This is a genomic window from Lentzea sp. NPDC051838 (assembly GCF_040681245.1).
Lineage (GTDB): Bacteria > Actinomycetota > Actinomycetes > Mycobacteriales > Pseudonocardiaceae > Lentzea.
In genome coordinates this window covers 25,125-41,049 of sequence record NZ_JBFAYI010000029.1, presented here as the reverse complement: position 1 = coordinate 41,049, position 15,925 = coordinate 25,125, and the positions used below count along the sequence as shown (strand labels likewise).

General features: G+C 61.3%; 10 protein-coding genes. 3 read left to right on the top strand and 7 right to left on the bottom strand.

Going from position 1 to position 15,925, the window contains the following annotated elements; genetic code table 11:
• Positions 1-30: 30 nt before the first annotated feature.
• The 4 genes from AB0M24_RS38285 to AB0M24_RS38270 all read right to left on the bottom strand — a co-directional run bounded on the left by AB0M24_RS38285 (position 31) and on the right by AB0M24_RS38270 (position 4,906).
• Positions 31-1,131, bottom strand: coding sequence for a hypothetical protein (locus AB0M24_RS38285; RefSeq protein WP_363778378.1), 1,101 nt, complete (start codon positions 1,129-1,131; stop codon positions 31-33).
• 110 nt (positions 1,132-1,241) lie between these two features.
• The gene (locus AB0M24_RS38280) at positions 1,242-2,582 is read right to left on the bottom strand and encodes a hypothetical protein (RefSeq protein ID WP_363778377.1); all 1,341 of its coding nucleotides are present in this window, start codon (positions 2,580-2,582) and stop codon (positions 1,242-1,244) included.
• Positions 2,583-2,902: 320 nt separating this feature from the next.
• On the bottom strand, positions 2,903-3,772 hold the full coding sequence (locus tag AB0M24_RS38275) for a DUF4365 domain-containing protein (protein ID WP_363778376.1): 870 nt from the start codon (positions 3,770-3,772) through the stop codon (positions 2,903-2,905).
• Positions 3,773-4,552: 780 nt separating this feature from the next.
• A complete protein-coding gene (locus AB0M24_RS38270) occupies positions 4,553-4,906 on the bottom strand; it encodes a hypothetical protein (RefSeq protein ID WP_363778375.1) in 354 nt (117 codons plus the stop codon).
• A 613-nt stretch (positions 4,907-5,519) separates the two neighbouring features.
• On the opposite strand from AB0M24_RS38270, the gene AB0M24_RS38265 reads away from it, so the two are divergent.
• The 3 genes from AB0M24_RS38265 to AB0M24_RS38255 all read left to right on the top strand — a co-directional run bounded on the left by AB0M24_RS38265 (position 5,520) and on the right by AB0M24_RS38255 (position 12,813).
• Entirely contained in the window at positions 5,520-9,461 is a 3,942-nt protein-coding gene (locus AB0M24_RS38265) for a hypothetical protein (protein ID WP_363778438.1), read from the top strand.
• A gap of 114 nt (positions 9,462-9,575) precedes the next feature.
• Positions 9,576-10,526 (top strand): hypothetical protein, encoded by a 951-nt coding sequence (locus AB0M24_RS38260; protein WP_363778374.1) that lies wholly within the window; start codon positions 9,576-9,578, stop codon positions 10,524-10,526.
• 835 nt (positions 10,527-11,361) lie between these two features.
• A complete protein-coding gene (locus tag AB0M24_RS38255) occupies positions 11,362-12,813 on the top strand; it encodes a hypothetical protein (protein ID WP_363778373.1) in 1,452 nt (483 codons plus the stop codon).
• Between the two features lie 997 nt (positions 12,814-13,810).
• On the opposite strand, the gene AB0M24_RS38250 is transcribed toward AB0M24_RS38255, so the two are convergent.
• From AB0M24_RS38250 to AB0M24_RS38240, 3 genes are all read right to left on the bottom strand, one after another.
• Positions 13,811-14,590 carry a hypothetical protein gene (locus AB0M24_RS38250; RefSeq protein WP_363778372.1) on the bottom strand — a complete coding sequence of 260 codons (780 nt, stop codon included), beginning with the start codon at positions 14,588-14,590 and terminating at the stop codon, positions 13,811-13,813.
• Between the two features lie 188 nt (positions 14,591-14,778).
• Entirely contained in the window at positions 14,779-15,021 is a 243-nt protein-coding gene (locus AB0M24_RS38245; protein WP_363778371.1) for a DUF4360 domain-containing protein, read from the bottom strand.
• Positions 15,022-15,048: 27 nt separating this feature from the next.
• Positions 15,049-15,840 (bottom strand): pentapeptide repeat-containing protein, encoded by a 792-nt coding sequence (locus tag AB0M24_RS38240; RefSeq protein ID WP_363778370.1) that lies wholly within the window; start codon positions 15,838-15,840, stop codon positions 15,049-15,051.
• Positions 15,841-15,925 lie beyond the last annotated feature (85 nt).

The window sequence follows — 15,925 nt, the reverse complement described above, 5'->3', positions numbered from 1 at the left end:
GCAACATCGCGCTGTGCCAAGCGTTTGTGCTCAGCGGCCAGGGTCCTGAGTGAGCTTCCAGATGGGGAGAGCGTCGTTCTCGCGGTTGTCCCAGTAGTCGGAGGGAACAAGCGAGGCGAGCGCGCCGGGGTCTGGCTCATGACGCAAGGCACGGATCTCGCCGTCCTCTGTGAGCGTCACATCGTTGTACGCGTTGGAGTACATGGAGCTGAGCGAGCCGACGAGGGCGAAGCCCTGGTCGGAGATGGCTTCAGCGAGTTCCTCATCGTCAGGCACAACCGGCCTGAATACTTGGTTGATCCTGACCAGCCTTCCGTCTTCGATGACGGGCTGCTCGGTTGGCGGCCACTGGCCATGCAGCATGAGGAACCAAGCGATCTTTTGCTGCTGGGGGTCGGTAAGGACTCGGCCAGCGCTGGCAAGCTCCACGGCGCCGACTCTGAAGCGAATCTCCGTCTGTGCGCCGCGGTCGTCATGCTCCTGGCCAGCAGGGTCTGCGATGACGGAGAAGGTCAGCGGTGGCTCAGTGCCGATCTGGGCATCGCCGACGAGGCCGAGTTCGTTCGCCATCATCGCTGACTCGAAGTTGAGCACACGTCTCCGCTCATCAAGACGCGTCAGAGCGGATGCGTCGACCAGACTCCATAGGTTGATGGCGGACCAGTAGGGAGCGAACAACAGCCTCGCTCCGGTCAGTTCGGCGTAGCGCAGCAGAGGATCGAGGTCTTGGTTGCGGACACGTTGAGGCTTCGTCATGTTGGAAGGGTTGACGCCCTTCACCTCAACGAGCAAATGCTCGCCGGCAGCGGTGATGATCCTGAAGTCCGCAGGACGAACTTCGTCTCCCGCATGGAAGAAGTATCTGCCCGCGTCCTCCTCCTTGATCATCCGGACAGTCCCAAGGCTCACGATCATCGCCTCGAAGAGTCCCTGGACGCGCCAGCCATGAAGCCTGCTTGGGTTGGAGAGTGATTGATCCAGGACGGCATTGAGCTTCTGGTGAAAGCTCTCGCGACGCTCCGGGCTCGGAACCGTGGTCGCCGCACCCGTTGCAGGAACGTCCATGCGCGAGAAGAGATCGAGTGCGTCGAGATCTCCTGCAGACTTGCGGCCCGAAATCAGCACGACCACGACTCCTCAGATGATCATGTTCTAGCAAAGCACCATGACAACGCTGGCCGTCGTTAGGCTGTTCCGAGCCGCGGCGAGCGGGACGCTGCGAGACTAGGCGTCATCGACGCCTACATCCAGACTTTCCACTCGTCGGCGAATGACTGCCACGGATGCCGTCCGGAGTCGTTGTGATCCAGCAGCTGCGCAACGCCCGCCGACCACGTTGGTAGATCAGCCATCTCGAGCAGCAGTCGCCGCTGTACCTCGGCCCAACGCAGCTCGATGGTTCGAGCTCCGTGGTGCGCACGAAGCACCACCTGATCCGGCCGGACGGTCGCCTGATCGCGAGCAAGGGTCCACTCAGCCGACAGGCCAACATCACGGAGCGCCGCCAGCAGTGATTCGCTCGACATCGTGACGGAGTACATCGCGTAGTCGGTGATCAACTTTACGACCAAGGATGGCGGTAGGGGGTAGATCGCCCATGGCGGCATGGTGGGCGAGCGAGCTACGAGGTCATTGCTCTGCACGTAGACCGAGTGGCCGACCTCCAGAATGTGTGCGCGTTTGAGCGCTTGATAGTGCACCTGAGCAGTTCGGTCGACGAACTCTTGTTCGGACCACAAGTCGTTGCCGCGAACTATGTCACTGACCACCAGCGCCCGGCCGCCGGGAACCTTGATGCCCTGAACGCCTCGGTCGTGCGCGAGGTCGAATGCCGTCGCGAGCAGCTTGAGGTGAGTCTTGTAAGGCAGGTCCAGCTGCACGATGCGTCCGGAGAGGCCTCCGGGCAACGGGCCGCTGGAGCGGATCGCCTCCTCCGCCATCCGCTGCCGGCGGAGCTGCTGGGATTCCTTGCGGTGCGGGTCGGTCTTGATCTCGTGAAGGTAGGCCTCGTACTCGTTCCCGACCTCCCTGAAGGAGGTGGCGTCGCCGATGCTCAAGCACGTGGTCAGGTCGTGGAGCAACACGAACCGGCGGTCATCACGCCACCAGTCGGCAACGAAGGCGCGCTCCGCGGCGAGGCCCTTCTTCCCCACCATCGGACCTGGGTGCTGATTTCGGGAGAGGGCGATGATGATTCGCCTGTCGAAGTTGAACACCCGCCAAGCAAGCGCGTCGGCGATCGAGCGCAGCTGGCGATCCACCCGCTCACAGACGTCAGCCTCCAGATCCCAGGTTTCAGGGTCGATCGCTGGCTCGCTGGACCGGAGCTCAGGAGCGTCAGCCGGCAGCTTCTTGCCCTGACGAAGGAGCTTCGCGATCCGGCGACATCCAGCCCGATGTGTCTGCACAGCGAGCACCTTGGCGAGCAGATCTTGCTGGAACTGGTAGTAGTCCTCGGACGTTCGGCACTGCCGCAGAGCGGTAACCAGCTGTGCCAGGGTCGCAATCGCCTCCTGATGAATCGGGTGGAGGACGACGCGGTTAGCTCGTTCAAGCGGCATGTTGTTGAGCAGCGGAGGCACAAGGAAGTGTCACACACCTGCTGCTCCGACGTGTCGAACCAGCGCTGATGGCGCTGCTGACGTCCACAATCTACTGAATTCACAAGGCTTACACGAAGCACGGCCGGCAGCTGCAAGAGCGAGAGGCGCTAGAACTGATACGCAGCATGCTTCTGGAACAGGTTCGATGCTGTGCAGGCCAGGTCAAGGGGAGCGGCTGACCGACAACACCGACGCCACTGGTGGATGGAGAGGAACTCGCGGCATGCAAACGCACTTCGGTCCCGGAATCGGACGGTGGCGGCGGAACTGGGCTTCGAACACGCGAGTCAGCCAGGTACCTAGGCCCAGGAGGCGGTTGCGCGCTGGAAGTGTTGACGAACTGCTTCGAGCGCTGGCCCTTTCACGAATGTGACACCGTCGAACGCCGCGTAGTGCGGGTTGTCCCTGATCGCGGGCGACAAGACAGCCTTCCACGTGTCGGGATCGACGGTAAGGAGGCCCACATCGAACATCTTGTGCACATCGGCGCGCAGCAGAACTCGGTTGTCCGTAGCGTCGCTTCCACCGTCGGCGAGCGGCACGAGATGGGCCACCATTAGCAGTTCTGGCGGGCACGGGCCGGTCACCGCACACGCCGAGCCGTAGCGGTATAGCAATGCACGCCGGAACTCTGCCTGGTTCCGCCGCACCTGGACGAGGTGTGGCCGCACCGGAAGCATCGCCACGATCTGCTGGGTCTCCCGGTCCAGCCGGGGTACCGGGCGGTTCTCGGCGATCGCCTGCAGCGCATCACGAGAGAACTCGTCGAGCACCTGCGTCTGTGGGACAAGGACCTTCTTGCCGCCACTTGATGTGGGGACCACGGTGTCGTCGTTGACGAGCTCCCAGTAACCGCGCTTGGTCTCTGGGTCGTACAGGACGATCACCACTGGCAGGCTGTAGCCGTTCCAGTACCTGGCATGGCGCTCGCTCGCGTAGTACCACCACCCGCCTGGCCCTGGACGGCGAAACCAGCTCGGCCCTGCTTTGATCTGCAGAGCAAGCAGTCGCCCGGTCACGTCCTCGCCGTCGTCGACCTCGGCGTGCGCGTCGATCCCGTTGTCCTGGTCGGTCTGAGAACGGAACACCCATCCCAGAGCCTCGACGACAGCGAGTTGAACCCTGGCGACGCCGATAGCTTCCATCCGTGAGTTGTCGTCGCGGGCCATGCGATGAGTCAGCCCTTCGCGATCGCGGTGATCTCGGGCACCAGCACATGATCCTTAGCGCGCCGGCTCAACTCGATTCCGCTGGACACGTCCATGCCCCATGGCCGCCCACGTTCGCATGGCAGAGGCCGCAGGGGGCGAGCCCGGCCGCCTCAACCTCGGCGGTCACGTCAGCAGTGACACGCAACCCGTACATCCTCACCAACACACGTGACAGCCTAGTGCGCTGAAACGCATCGAGGTGTGGCGCACATAGGAATCCAGCACCACGATGGTTCACCGGATCTAGTGATCATGGAGCGCAGCCGGAGTCACACCGCTGCGATACCTGCTAGCGTCCCCGCCGCACCCAAGCGATGCCAGACAGGAACCGCCACCCGGCAGCACGGCGGCAGACCGTCCAAGGGCTGACGTAGCCCACGCTCTCCTCTACCTCATCACCGACGCACAACACGCGTCCTTGTCACGCCGAGCCGGGCGGCTAAAGCGAGGACAGCCATGTCGCGCCGTGAGTTGCTCAGCCGCAAGCTCGCCGAGCACCGTCGGGTGAGTACTGGGGAGAGTCTGCGTTCGGCCCTGCCCGCCGTAGAAGATGGTCTCAAGCGCTTGTCACGCAACGAGCGGGGTCTGCTCGCTGCGGCCCTTGCACGCCTCGGCGACTTGCGATCGATACCTGAAGTCTCAAGCCCTGCCCTTGCCGAACATGTACGACAGGCCGTGCTTCCCGATGCGCCATGCCGTCCACAACAGGAACTTGAGGCCGGCATCGTTGAAGCAGCTTCACGGGCAATCAACGACCTCCATAACTTCCCGCCCGTAAGCATCAGCAGGCCAGCTCGGTGCTTTCGCGCCGCCATCCCGGCCGCCGACCACCTGATCCTGATTCTTGAGCCCAACGCACTCGGCCCGCTGCTCACCGAGCTCTTGCCGCGTGACGTCGAAGGTGAAGTCCACGGTGTGGTCGGGCTGCGATACCGCGTACACCGGCGTCATCTCGAGCTTTACCTCGTTGACCACCCAGCGACGACGCGAGTTGTCCTCACTGGACTGAGTGGACCCGAGCTGAAAGCGAGCCTCGCTTACACAGATGCCATGGTCGCAGCCAGCGCAGACTATCCGCGCGTCGATCAGCACTCTCCCAGTCGTCTGAGCGCCTCCGAACAACTGGATCTCACTCGCTACGACCGTGCTTACGGCCCAGCACAGCTCACAAGCGGACTCCTACGCCGAATCGCGGTTCTGCGCAACGGGCTATGGATCCGCATCTGGACCCACGGCTGCGACAGCCTCCAGGTCGAATGGGCAGGGCCGGCCCCAAACACTGTCTACGCTGCCGCCAGGTTCGCGGACCCCATCACCGGGTTTCCCAGCGCACGTCTGGATGAACGGCCTAACGGCACGCTGCGAGGTCTGAGTCAGCCACACGGCCCGCGTTGCCCCAGGCACGATGACTTTGGGCCACCCGAACTTGTCTTTCGCCCCACCAGTGCACCACGGCTCGAGAGCGATCGCCTGCTTCGGGAGTATCCGCGATCGCCTCATCCCGGTTGGGACGCGTGGAAGGAAGCACTCGGGGATGTCCGGTCGTAGCTGGCGAGAGCGTTGATCGTCCAGTGACCCCCACCAGACACAACATCGTGCCCTTGGCCCGTCTATGCGTCTTTGTCAGACCCTGCGTGTAGAAACTAACGAACGGGCCCGTTGGCATCGAGCCCTGCTACTGACATACGTGAGGTGCAGTGTGGCGATGGCGCTGGCGGGCGGAGCCGCGGACAAGCTCGGCAACGGCTACGAACGCCGGTTCACTGTCCTGGCCATGATCGACATTTTGATGGGGCGCGCCGACTCCCTCCGCGTGGAAGTGCCTGGAGATGCCGGAGCGGGAGCGGAGTTTCGGCTGCGAGCAGGCTCGAGTTGCACCTGGACTCAGTCGAAACGGCAGAGGAGCGCCGGCGCCTGGACAATGAACTCGCTCCTGAAGGAGAAGTTTCTTCAAGACTGGTTGCCGAAGCTACAAGCCGGAGACAATTGCATATTCTCGTCCACAACGAGCGCTGACGAACTACGCCAGCTCTGCGGCGGCGCTCGTGATGCCATTGACCGAGAAGAGTTCGAGTCCGAATTCCTCAAGTCTGGGCGCAGAAAGAGGTTCGAGACCCTCAAGGCTGCATGGGGTGGCATTGGCAGCGGCGAGGCGCACCAACTGCTGCGCCTCATCAAGGTTGACACCATCGACGATGAACGCCTTGATCAGCAAATCGACACCTCGCTACTCATCCTGGTTTCAGGGAATGTCAAAGCGGCCCGAAGAGTGCTGCTGCAATACGCGGACGAGATCATCCATCAGGAAGTATCTGCTGACGAAATCTGGGACTTCCTTCAGGATAACGGGATTGAGAAGGCAGGACGGATCGTCTCGACGCACTCTTCCACACCGGCAAGCTCGGAAGATCGTTGGCTTTCCGAGCGACTTGACCGACTGCCTGTGGTCGCACACGGCAGGATCGGGGCGGCTGTGGCTACAGACGAACGCAGTGCTCGGAGGCTCGTCAGGCTGCTGACGGACGAGCAAACGCCACAGGCGGTCCTGACGGAATGGATGGAGCAACGGCCTGCATGGCTTGCCCAGTCGGACTGGGATACCCAGCTTGCCACTGCCGAACTGGCAGGTGCCTATGGAGTTCATAGACTTCAAGCAGAGATTTTTTCCGAGCTTGTTGAGCAAGGATTCCCACCTAAGCAGCTCTGGACGGCTCGTACAGTATTCACGCTCACCTCGGCGGGTGACCACTCCGCGTCTGCCGAGCTGCTGGCGCAGGCTCTGCCATCAGGTCTAACCGAGCACCCTTACGCCCGCGCAGTAGCGGCGCTTTTCGAGTCCCGCCTCAATGACGCGCTTCGGGAAATTCGCACATGGACGCCGGATGACCCAGCTGATCGAGCAGCTAAGGCGTTGTTGTCTATCCAGATAGCACTGGGCAATCCTAACGACGATGCAATTGAGCCCGAAGCATTCCACCAAGCACTGTCAATATCGAAGAAGCTACTGGAAGAGGAATGGCTGGGCGGCGTAGCGTTGTGGCGGTCTCGCATGCTGACACTTCGAGCTCGTCAACGAGGTTCCAAGATCCTCTTTGGAGACCTGCGCGAAGCGCAGGAGATCGCACTTCGTGTACGAGATGATCGGCGCCGATTCCGCGGCGACAGCGCCGCTGCTGCCGCCGCGTCATGCGAAGCGGCTGGGATACGTGGAGACCTCGACTTTGTGCTGCGCACAGGTCTGCCAACCGATCTAGGTGGTACCGCAACCGCTGAAGAGTTCAGGCACACTGACGTTGCCCAGCAAGTCGCACTGGCAGCGTTGCAGCTCCGAAAGTTTGACATCGCTGAGCTGGCCACGGCCAATGTCACTTCTGCTTTCCACCGAAAGCTAATCGAGGCTCTGAGCGCCCAGGTCCGACGGGAAGACAGCACGCCGTTCTGGCGCGAAGCTGTCGATCTCGCCGCTGACAACTACACCTACCTCGTCCAAGCATTGAGCGGCCTGGCCAGGACCGGAGCAGCTGACCTCCCCAGACTGGACGACCTGAGGGAGATACATCCGCAAGCAGCCGCAGAGATTCAAGCGGCCGCCGAAATTCATGCTGGAAACTACGACCGCTCGGTTGCATCGCTACGAGTCCAACGCCACGAATCCATTACAGCCGCAATGACCCTCGCAGACGCCTACGGCTCCATAGGTGAGATCGACTCTGCGGCAGAAACACTCCTGGACGCTGCCGATGACTTCAGCGACCCCCACCTTCGCCTTCAGGCAGCGATGGTCCTCGCCGGCGCGGGGCAGACGGAACGAGCTAGTAAATTGGTCTCCACTCTGATTCAGAGCAGAGACCTCGACTGGCCTGAGTTCGTTGACGTATTGAGGTTTGCAGCTCAACTTGCGCTCGACGAGCCCAACCTTGACCTCGCCATCGCCTATAGCCGGCAGATCCTTCAGGAGAATCCGAGCGACAGCTCGACTCGATGGGTCCTCATCAACAGCCTCATGGTCCTGGACCACATGACGGACGCATGGGATGCCCTGCTGGCCTCACCAGTACAGCTACAGCCCGAAACCCGCTCACACGCTCAGATGTGGGCGGAGCTTCATCGGCGATTCGCCGATCCCGCTACCACGATCCGCGGCTGCCTGGACCTTCTCAGAAAGTTTCGCGGTGACGAGGAGGTCAGCGCTTTCGTTCTGTGGTCCATCATGATGCAGCAACCCACCGACGATCCCATTCCGGCAGAGCTCCTCGGCGAATACCACCAAGAACTCGAGTCGTTCTTCGAGCGGTGGCCGGAAAGCCCCCGCCTGCGCCGTATTCGCACCGAGGACGACGAGCTTCTTATCAAGGCGCTCACCGACTCGGTGCGACCTACTCCAGAACGACTGGCCGAACGCAATCGCCTCACCCGCCAGTTCTACCGCGGTGAGAAGCCGCTCATCCTGCTGGCGGAGTACACGGGACGGACCTACTGCGACGTGCTGATCCGCAGAGGTACCGGCGTCCTCCCTATGGTTCATCCAGACACTCGCGAGTCGTTGCTGTGCCGCGAGACTGTACGCAATTCTGCCAATCGTGACGTCGCGATCGACGCCTCGAGCATCGTGGTGCTCAACACTCTTCCAGCAGAGATCCGTGAAGCCGCCCTGGCAGTCTTTCGTCGTGGCATTACAACCGAGGAAGTGGCGCGCGATGCGCGCCAGTACGACGAGGCTCTCAGTCGCCAGAGTGGAACGCTCTACTACAACGCGGACGCGGATGCGCCTGGAGTGACGGAACTTACCGAGGAACAGGTAACTGCCGCCAGAGCGAGCCTGACTGCGGCACAGTCTCTGATCACCAGACTGCGGCGCGAGCCGATACGGCCCAACGTGGATCACGAGCGCCTTCGACTCAACGTTCACGCCTCAGTGGTGCAGCTTAGCGTGAGCAAAAGAATTGCGGTGTGGTGTGACGATTCCGCGGCCCGCGTGGTGATCCGCGACCTTGGCGTGCCCACGTTCTCAACCTTGGCGGTTCTTGAACATCTTCTAAAAGAAAAAATTCTGAGCACAACCAGGTTCGACGCCGTACTCGATACCTTTGTTCAGGAACGTATCGGCAACCCGAATCTGGAATTTCCGCGGATCATCAAGATTGCCCGCCAGGAAGACTGGCAGGCAGGCAGCGCCGCGTCGAGTCTCATGCAGCCCCAAGCTTGGGTTGACATCGCCGACACGACGACGCTTACTAGCAACGTCCTGCGGGCTTGCCAACGAGAGAAGCCTGATCAAGTCGCCGCTTGGCTATACGCGGCAGTATTCGGCTCGGTGATGCACTGTCCCAATACTCGTGCCGCTATCGAGATTGGCTCCTTGCTCCTCGCAGGAAACCTCCTGTCGCTCTGCGCCCGCGGCCAATCCGCTCGCGACATGGTCTCTGCAACAAGGGCAGCCGTCAGAGCAGCTCTGCCGGTCGATAATCCAGCCAACATTCCCACTGACCCTCTTCCTGCGACGGCAAGGCACATGCGGACGTTGCTTCTCCGTGATGCCGGTGTCAGTGCCAACCATGTCTTCCCGAGCATCCTCGATTGTCTCAGCGAGCTTGACAGCCAAGATCTAAGAACCGTGACGGAAGCGCTCCTCGCCAAAGACGACTGATCCGCGACCGACGGTCCACCAAGAACATCTGCTTCGCGCCAACCGTCGAGCCACCACCAGACGCGGAGCCCTGGATCAGCGATCGGCTGCAGCTCAGGCGATCAGGATCGCTGCTTGATCGGCGTCGTCAGCTCGATCACTGTCATGTCGCGCCGCACCGACCTGCTCGTCATACTCGGATCGAATGATCTTGACGAACTGCCGCGCACGCGTGGTGCCTGTGCCAAGCCTGGCGCATCAAGGACCACATCGAAGGGAGAAACTCGCGAGATGCCACAGAACGATCCTAGCGAAACCCGCGAAGGGGAACTTTCGGCGGCTGGAGAATCTTCTGTGTTCAGGAGGGAGCTGACCGGTTGGCTAGGCCTCTTATTCGCAGGCATTCCAGCCCTGGTGACAACTTCACAGCTGGTCGTTGTCAGCCACTTTGACCCGCATAACATATCGATCATAGTGAGCAGCCTGAACATCCCTACAGCGTTCTTGAACGTGCTCTTTCAGATCTTGCCAGCCTTACTTTCAATGTCACTTTTTGTGGTACTGCAACTAGGGTCGATTGGAACCTTGCCCGCCAGGAGGGCAATTCCTGCGGGTCTCATCGGACTCGCCTTGGCAGCCATACTGACGCCTCGATCGTCTTTTTTCCTACTCACGTTGGCCGTCGCTGTTAACATTGCTCAGATTGCAACCTCAACCGGCCCGGAAAATAGAGTAAGTAAGCGTGGAGCGCACGCTTTGACATCCCCGCAGGATCGCAAGACCCGACGATATCTAACCGCTTCACTAGTTGCTGGACTTGCCATCACAATGATCCACGAAGGAGGCGGAAGCGGCATATGGCTTCCGCATGAAATTATCTACCTCAAGAACGGTCAGCACCACCTGGTACATGTACTACAAAACAATGATCACGACATCATCGCACTCGGGGCGCATGATGAGAATGTATTCACAGTCAGGCAAGATGATATTACTGGACGAAGGATCTGCACCGCAAAGGAACCTCCCATGCCAGCTGTGAACCTTCTCGGAATAGGTAAACACAGCTTCGTAGGCCCATGTTGAGCGCAGCAGCGACCCTCGGCCGGGTCCGGACGGCAGTCACGTATAGGTCGGCCTTCCTGCACAAAAAGCCGAAACTGCAGTGAATCCCGGCGCCTTGGATGGCGGATCATTACTATAAGGTGGAGATTCACATCCACGAGAAGTCGTTAGCAGGCATTTGCGGATTTCTTCCGCCTTCTTGATTGCATCCGGCGTCCCCACGCTCCAATCATTCCCTGTGCACGCGCGTAACGAATTGCCCGTAACCACTGGCGTTGACCCGATCTGCGTCCGACAACAGGCTCACTTCAGGACCCACCACCCCAGTGCACCCGCTATCAGCGTGAGACCGATCAGGAGCCCTCGTCGTCGCGTCATGGTCTGAACATCGTCACTTTGGTGCAGATCGTCACGCCGTGCAGAGATTGCGCGGGATCTATGTCTGGCATCTGCGACTTTGCTTCCGGCGGTGTTCGTGTCAGAAGAGGTCACGTCAACTATCCGGTGGCGACGTCGCAACCCCATCCAACCTCTGGCCTCGATGAGGGGGATCAACAGCCTCGGGCCGTCGCAGAGCTGGCTGATGCGAGCCGCTGCGTCAAAACAGTGCCATGACACCGGATGCGAGCAACGCCGTCTGCGAGGTGACCAGCGACGAGACTTGGGCCCGTCAGGTGGCATTCGCGCGGCGAACGCAGTCGGCTCAGAGCGCCTCAGCCCGATCAGCCGCGCGCCGTCGACAACGAGATGATCAGCAGGCGTCCTCCGCACCACTTGGTTGGGTCGGTAACACGAGCCCGCGGTCCTGCGACCTATCGTCACAGCGTCGACCGTACGACCGCAGGTGGTGAGGGTGATGCGGCAGGCAGTTGTCGTCATCCATGGCATGGGCGAGCAGAGAGCGATGGACTTTCTGCGAAGCTTCGTCAAGGCGGCCCTGTGGTCGCCGCCGGACCCCAAGCAGAAGGGCCAAGCGAAGGCTCAGTACTGGTCTAAGCCGGACCAGATGTCGGAACTCTTCGAGGTGCGCAAGTTTCACGCACCTGAGAACGACAAGCGACCAGGAACCGACTTCTACGAGTACTACTGGGCACACCACATGGAGGGAAACCTTCCAACCCATCTGTGGACGCTCGTGCGTACGCTGCTCCTCCGCTGGAAAGTGTCCGGAAGTCTGCGCTTGATGTGGGTCCTCGGCTGGCTGACGGTGCTGGTGTTGCTTGGCGCCCTCGCCCTCAGCGCGAACGCCTTGTCCACACAGGACGGGCTGACCCTGGCCATCGTGCTCGGCGCGATCGGACTGACGGGACTTGGAAGGCTCGTTGTCCGTGCATTGATCCGCGTCGTGGTTCAAGGCTTCGCGGTCTCACATTTCGGCGACGTGGCACGGTATCTAGACCGCTCGCCTCGAAACGTGGCTGTACGCCAGAAGATCCGCGCCGAAGCGGTCGAATTGATCCGGCGGATCCACAAATCCGGTCGGTACGACCGCGTTGTCGTCGTCGGGCACAGTCTCGGCAGCATCATCGGATACGACGCTCTCTGCTTCCTGTATCCAGACTTCAACAGTCAGCACGGCAGCCCTGAAAATCCGCAGGTCAAGGCAACCAACGCGCTCTACCTGAAGGGCGAAGCGTTGGTGAAAACTCCCCCGACCACAGATCTGGACTCATACCGCGAAGCACAACGAGAAGCCTGGCTGGAACAGCGCCGCAACGGCAACCCATGGCTGGTGACGGACTTCGTGAGCCTGGGTAGTCCACTCAGTCATGCCGACATGCTGTTCGCTCGCCGTCGGACGACCCTGAAAGTTCGTATAGACGACCGTGAACTGCCGACCTCACCTCCCGTCCCGGACACGCACGAGGACGGCAAGGGCTACGGCTACGAGCGCAAGTACAACAAGTCGGGCGGAGAACGCAAGATTCGGCTCCTACATCACGCCGCGCTGTTCGGCGTCACCAGGTGGACCAACATCTTCTTCCCGGCCCGCAAAGGCATGTTCGGTGACTGGTTCGCGGGGCCTGTCGCGAAGGTCTTCGGCGCTGGGGTCGAGGACGTCGGCATCAACAGCGGACCGTTGACACGGTTCGTACCTGTGCTCCCGCACATCTTGTACTTCAGCAAGCCGGACCAACCTGCCAACGTCGGGTCAGCGGCCGGCAACGCTCTGCGAAAGGCACTCAACCTGGACTCCAAAGCTTGGCTAGGACGCCTTGACGACGAAGAGCAGGCAGGCAGCGAGGCTGGTTCGCAGGAAGCAGATGATCGCGGCGACCAGCCTGAAGAACTCGAACGAGCGACTTGACTGACGCCGGATCGAGGCACCGCCCCTCGGAGGGTCTACCACCGATAGCCCTCTGGCACCATCACACCCTCGGCCAAGGACACGATCACCTAGCTCAAGACCTGTCTACCGAACGGCTGCTCGCTGGTCGTGGATTCCATTGGTCAGCACAGCCTTGCCCATGAACCTCCAACGAGCCAAGTAGGCCGTCGCAGTGAGCGTCATGCAGCGTCCGGGTCGGGAGATCGGTGTATCGCCATCCTGAGCGGCTTCAGGGTCAACAGCATCTCCGCCGTGATGCCGGCGGGCCGGCACACCTCGCAGCTCGCCCGCATGCCGTGGCGATCGCAATGGTGACAGCCATCTATGAACGCCAACACCCGATTCAGGTCCGCGCCGCCATCCCGGGCGATCGAACGCAGAAGCGCGTGTATGCCCTCCAAGTCTCGTGCGAAGGTCGAACTGGGCGAACGAGCCGAAAGCGCCTCTGTGTCCATTTGAGACGATACTTGCGGCTTGCCAACCGATGCAGTTCGACCTCGAACGCTCCATAACCGCCAAATGCCTCGGGTTGTGGAACCTGTGAACCACCGTACTGTTGGATCATGAGAGCAGATCACGAACGCTCGTTCGGGACCGAGTCCAAGATCGACTTGGGCTGCCACTCAACCACGGGTGGATGTGCGCTATCCGATGCAGTTGCCCAGGACAGCTGCTGGGGCACGCGCTAATGCCATATTTTGCCAGGTTGGAGCCAGTGGGCAGCTTGAGCGGCGCTAATCGCTAGTTCCTTCACGTATACCTTTCCGTCTCGCTCGCCAGCCCAGGCCGTCCGGCGGCGCGCGGTGGCAGGCAGGCCCAGTCGACGTTGTCGGCAGGTGATCGGCTCTCCTGGTTCCTTCTCGATCCGCCGCCCGCAGAGCCAGTAGTTGATGCGGCGATGGACTACCTGAATTTCCCGCAGGCCTTGTCAACTCCGAACGCTCACATCACGTGCTCGCCTAGGGGCAAGACCTCATCACGCCACCGGGACCGGATCTGCCCCCTGCGACCGGCTGAACTCGTCAAGATCTGGATCAGGTGCAAGGCGAGTTTGGTACTCCGCGCGAACGATCTTGACGAGCTGTCGAGCAGGCGCGGCACCGATACCCAACCAGACGCGCAGAGTCTCCGCAGAGATCGGTTTCTGGTGGGCGGACCGATGAGCCGCATCCGCCTGACGTGCCTCGTCGAGACACTGCTCCAGCGGACGGCTCCGAGCCCGCGTCTGATTACGCATCCGCGAGTCCGATCCGAATCCGCCCTTTGCCTCGTTCTCAAGTTTCACGATGCGCTGCTCCATGCCACGATTCCGCGGCACGGCGGCGGCCTCCGACAGGTTGGCAGCGCCGATTGCTTGCAAGAATCCAGGACCGACCTCTGCCCAGCCGATCAGGAGCACGGGCCCAACGGCATCGAACGCCGCCTTGCCGTACTCGCCGGCGACGATCGGGTCTGCCACGTTCAACGCCAAGGTGACCAGGCTCGCGAAGATCAGCAGCCGCCGCGCTGGACGTAGAACCTCGATAGGGGCATTGATGAGCGCGAGATGCCGAATGCCCAACAGAAGGCCGAGGATCGAGAGGTCCACCGCAGGCGCGACGAGCGGCGCCACCCAAACCGGCACGCCGAGGCGGAGGCCAAGGCTCAGCACGTTGCCGAACCCGAACAAGAAGGTCAGCCCCACGACCGCAGCCATGATCCACGTAACCGCACGAACGACCAGGCCACCTGCACCGCGCTCCACCTGGCGGTTCATCGCCCACCCCGCGGCTCGTCCACGACGAAGCTGGTCTCAAGTACCAACTTGCCGGTCAGACGCTTGGCCGAAGTGGTGAGCAGGTCTGCGTGGTGCCTTGCCGGGGGTTCGAACCTGCGCACACCGCAACGATTAGGGACTGCGATCACTGCGACCGTCGGTCCTGCAGGTACCAATCGCCCGCAGGATCAGGCCATACGAGCCGGTCGCTCACCCTGAGGATTAGCGAGCAGACGATCGCCATAACCTCGACCTTGACGGTTGCCTGCCAGTCGTCCCTCAGCGGTCCTACCAGTTGTGCGTCTTGCGCCGGATGTCCGACTGCTCTCGAAGTAGTAGCTGGCCCGCAGCACACCGCTCGCGGCGCGCTCTAGGTGACCAAGGCCGCGGTAGTTGGTCTGCGCGATGCCGTAGGTGAAGCCCTGCGGCATCGTTGATGCTCATACGGATACTTTCGATCACCACCACCGACCGAGCGTCTTTGTGTCCGTGGTGACACCCTCGACGTCAGTGAATTCATCATGCTGGACTCGGCTAAAATCCGCGCCACGAACGTCTGCGCCATTAAGGGTTGCGCTTCTGAGGTCCGCGTCTCTGAGGTTTGCGCCGTTGAGGTGTGTGTCTGTGAGCGCTGCAGCGAAGAGATCTGCGCTGCCCAATTTCGTACCATTGAGGTACGCACCATCGAGGTGTGCGCCGCGGAGGTCCACGAACCAGAGCTCTGCACCGCTGAGGTCTGCGCCATCGAGGTACGCGCCCGCAAACTGCGCCTTGTAGACATTCGTGCCGAAGCCACCACTGGGTAAGTGAGTGATGCGCGCGTTACGTAGGCACGTTCCGCGCAGGTCGACCAAAGCCCGGTTATCACGCCCACTGTCGCGGCGGCTTAGAACCGCAAGGGCCGCGTGGACATCAGGATGAGGAGGTAGGTCTGGGCAGGAACTCCGATCACGGCTGGCAATCGTCGGCGCTGCGGCGTTGGTACGGATAAAGGCGGAGAGGACTTCGACAATGGTGGCTTGATCACGGGGAGAGTCTCGCGCCAAGCGCTCAAGGCTGTAGATGGCGCCGAGGCGGGCCTGCAAGTGGTCGGTGCCTGCCTTATCGAGTTGCTCGACCGCTTTGGTGTACCGGTCGGTGAAGTGGCCTTGTTCGGTCACCGCATTCTGAGCCTGCGTAGCCTTGAGCGCCAGACTCGTGAACACCAACGCTCCTACTGCGGTGAAGGCGGTGATCATCGTCGTGATCATGGACGTGATTGAAGTGATCATTGACCAGTTCATGGCCTTCCACTCCCGATAAGTCGACAATGGTCTCTTCAGACCAGTTCGGCCA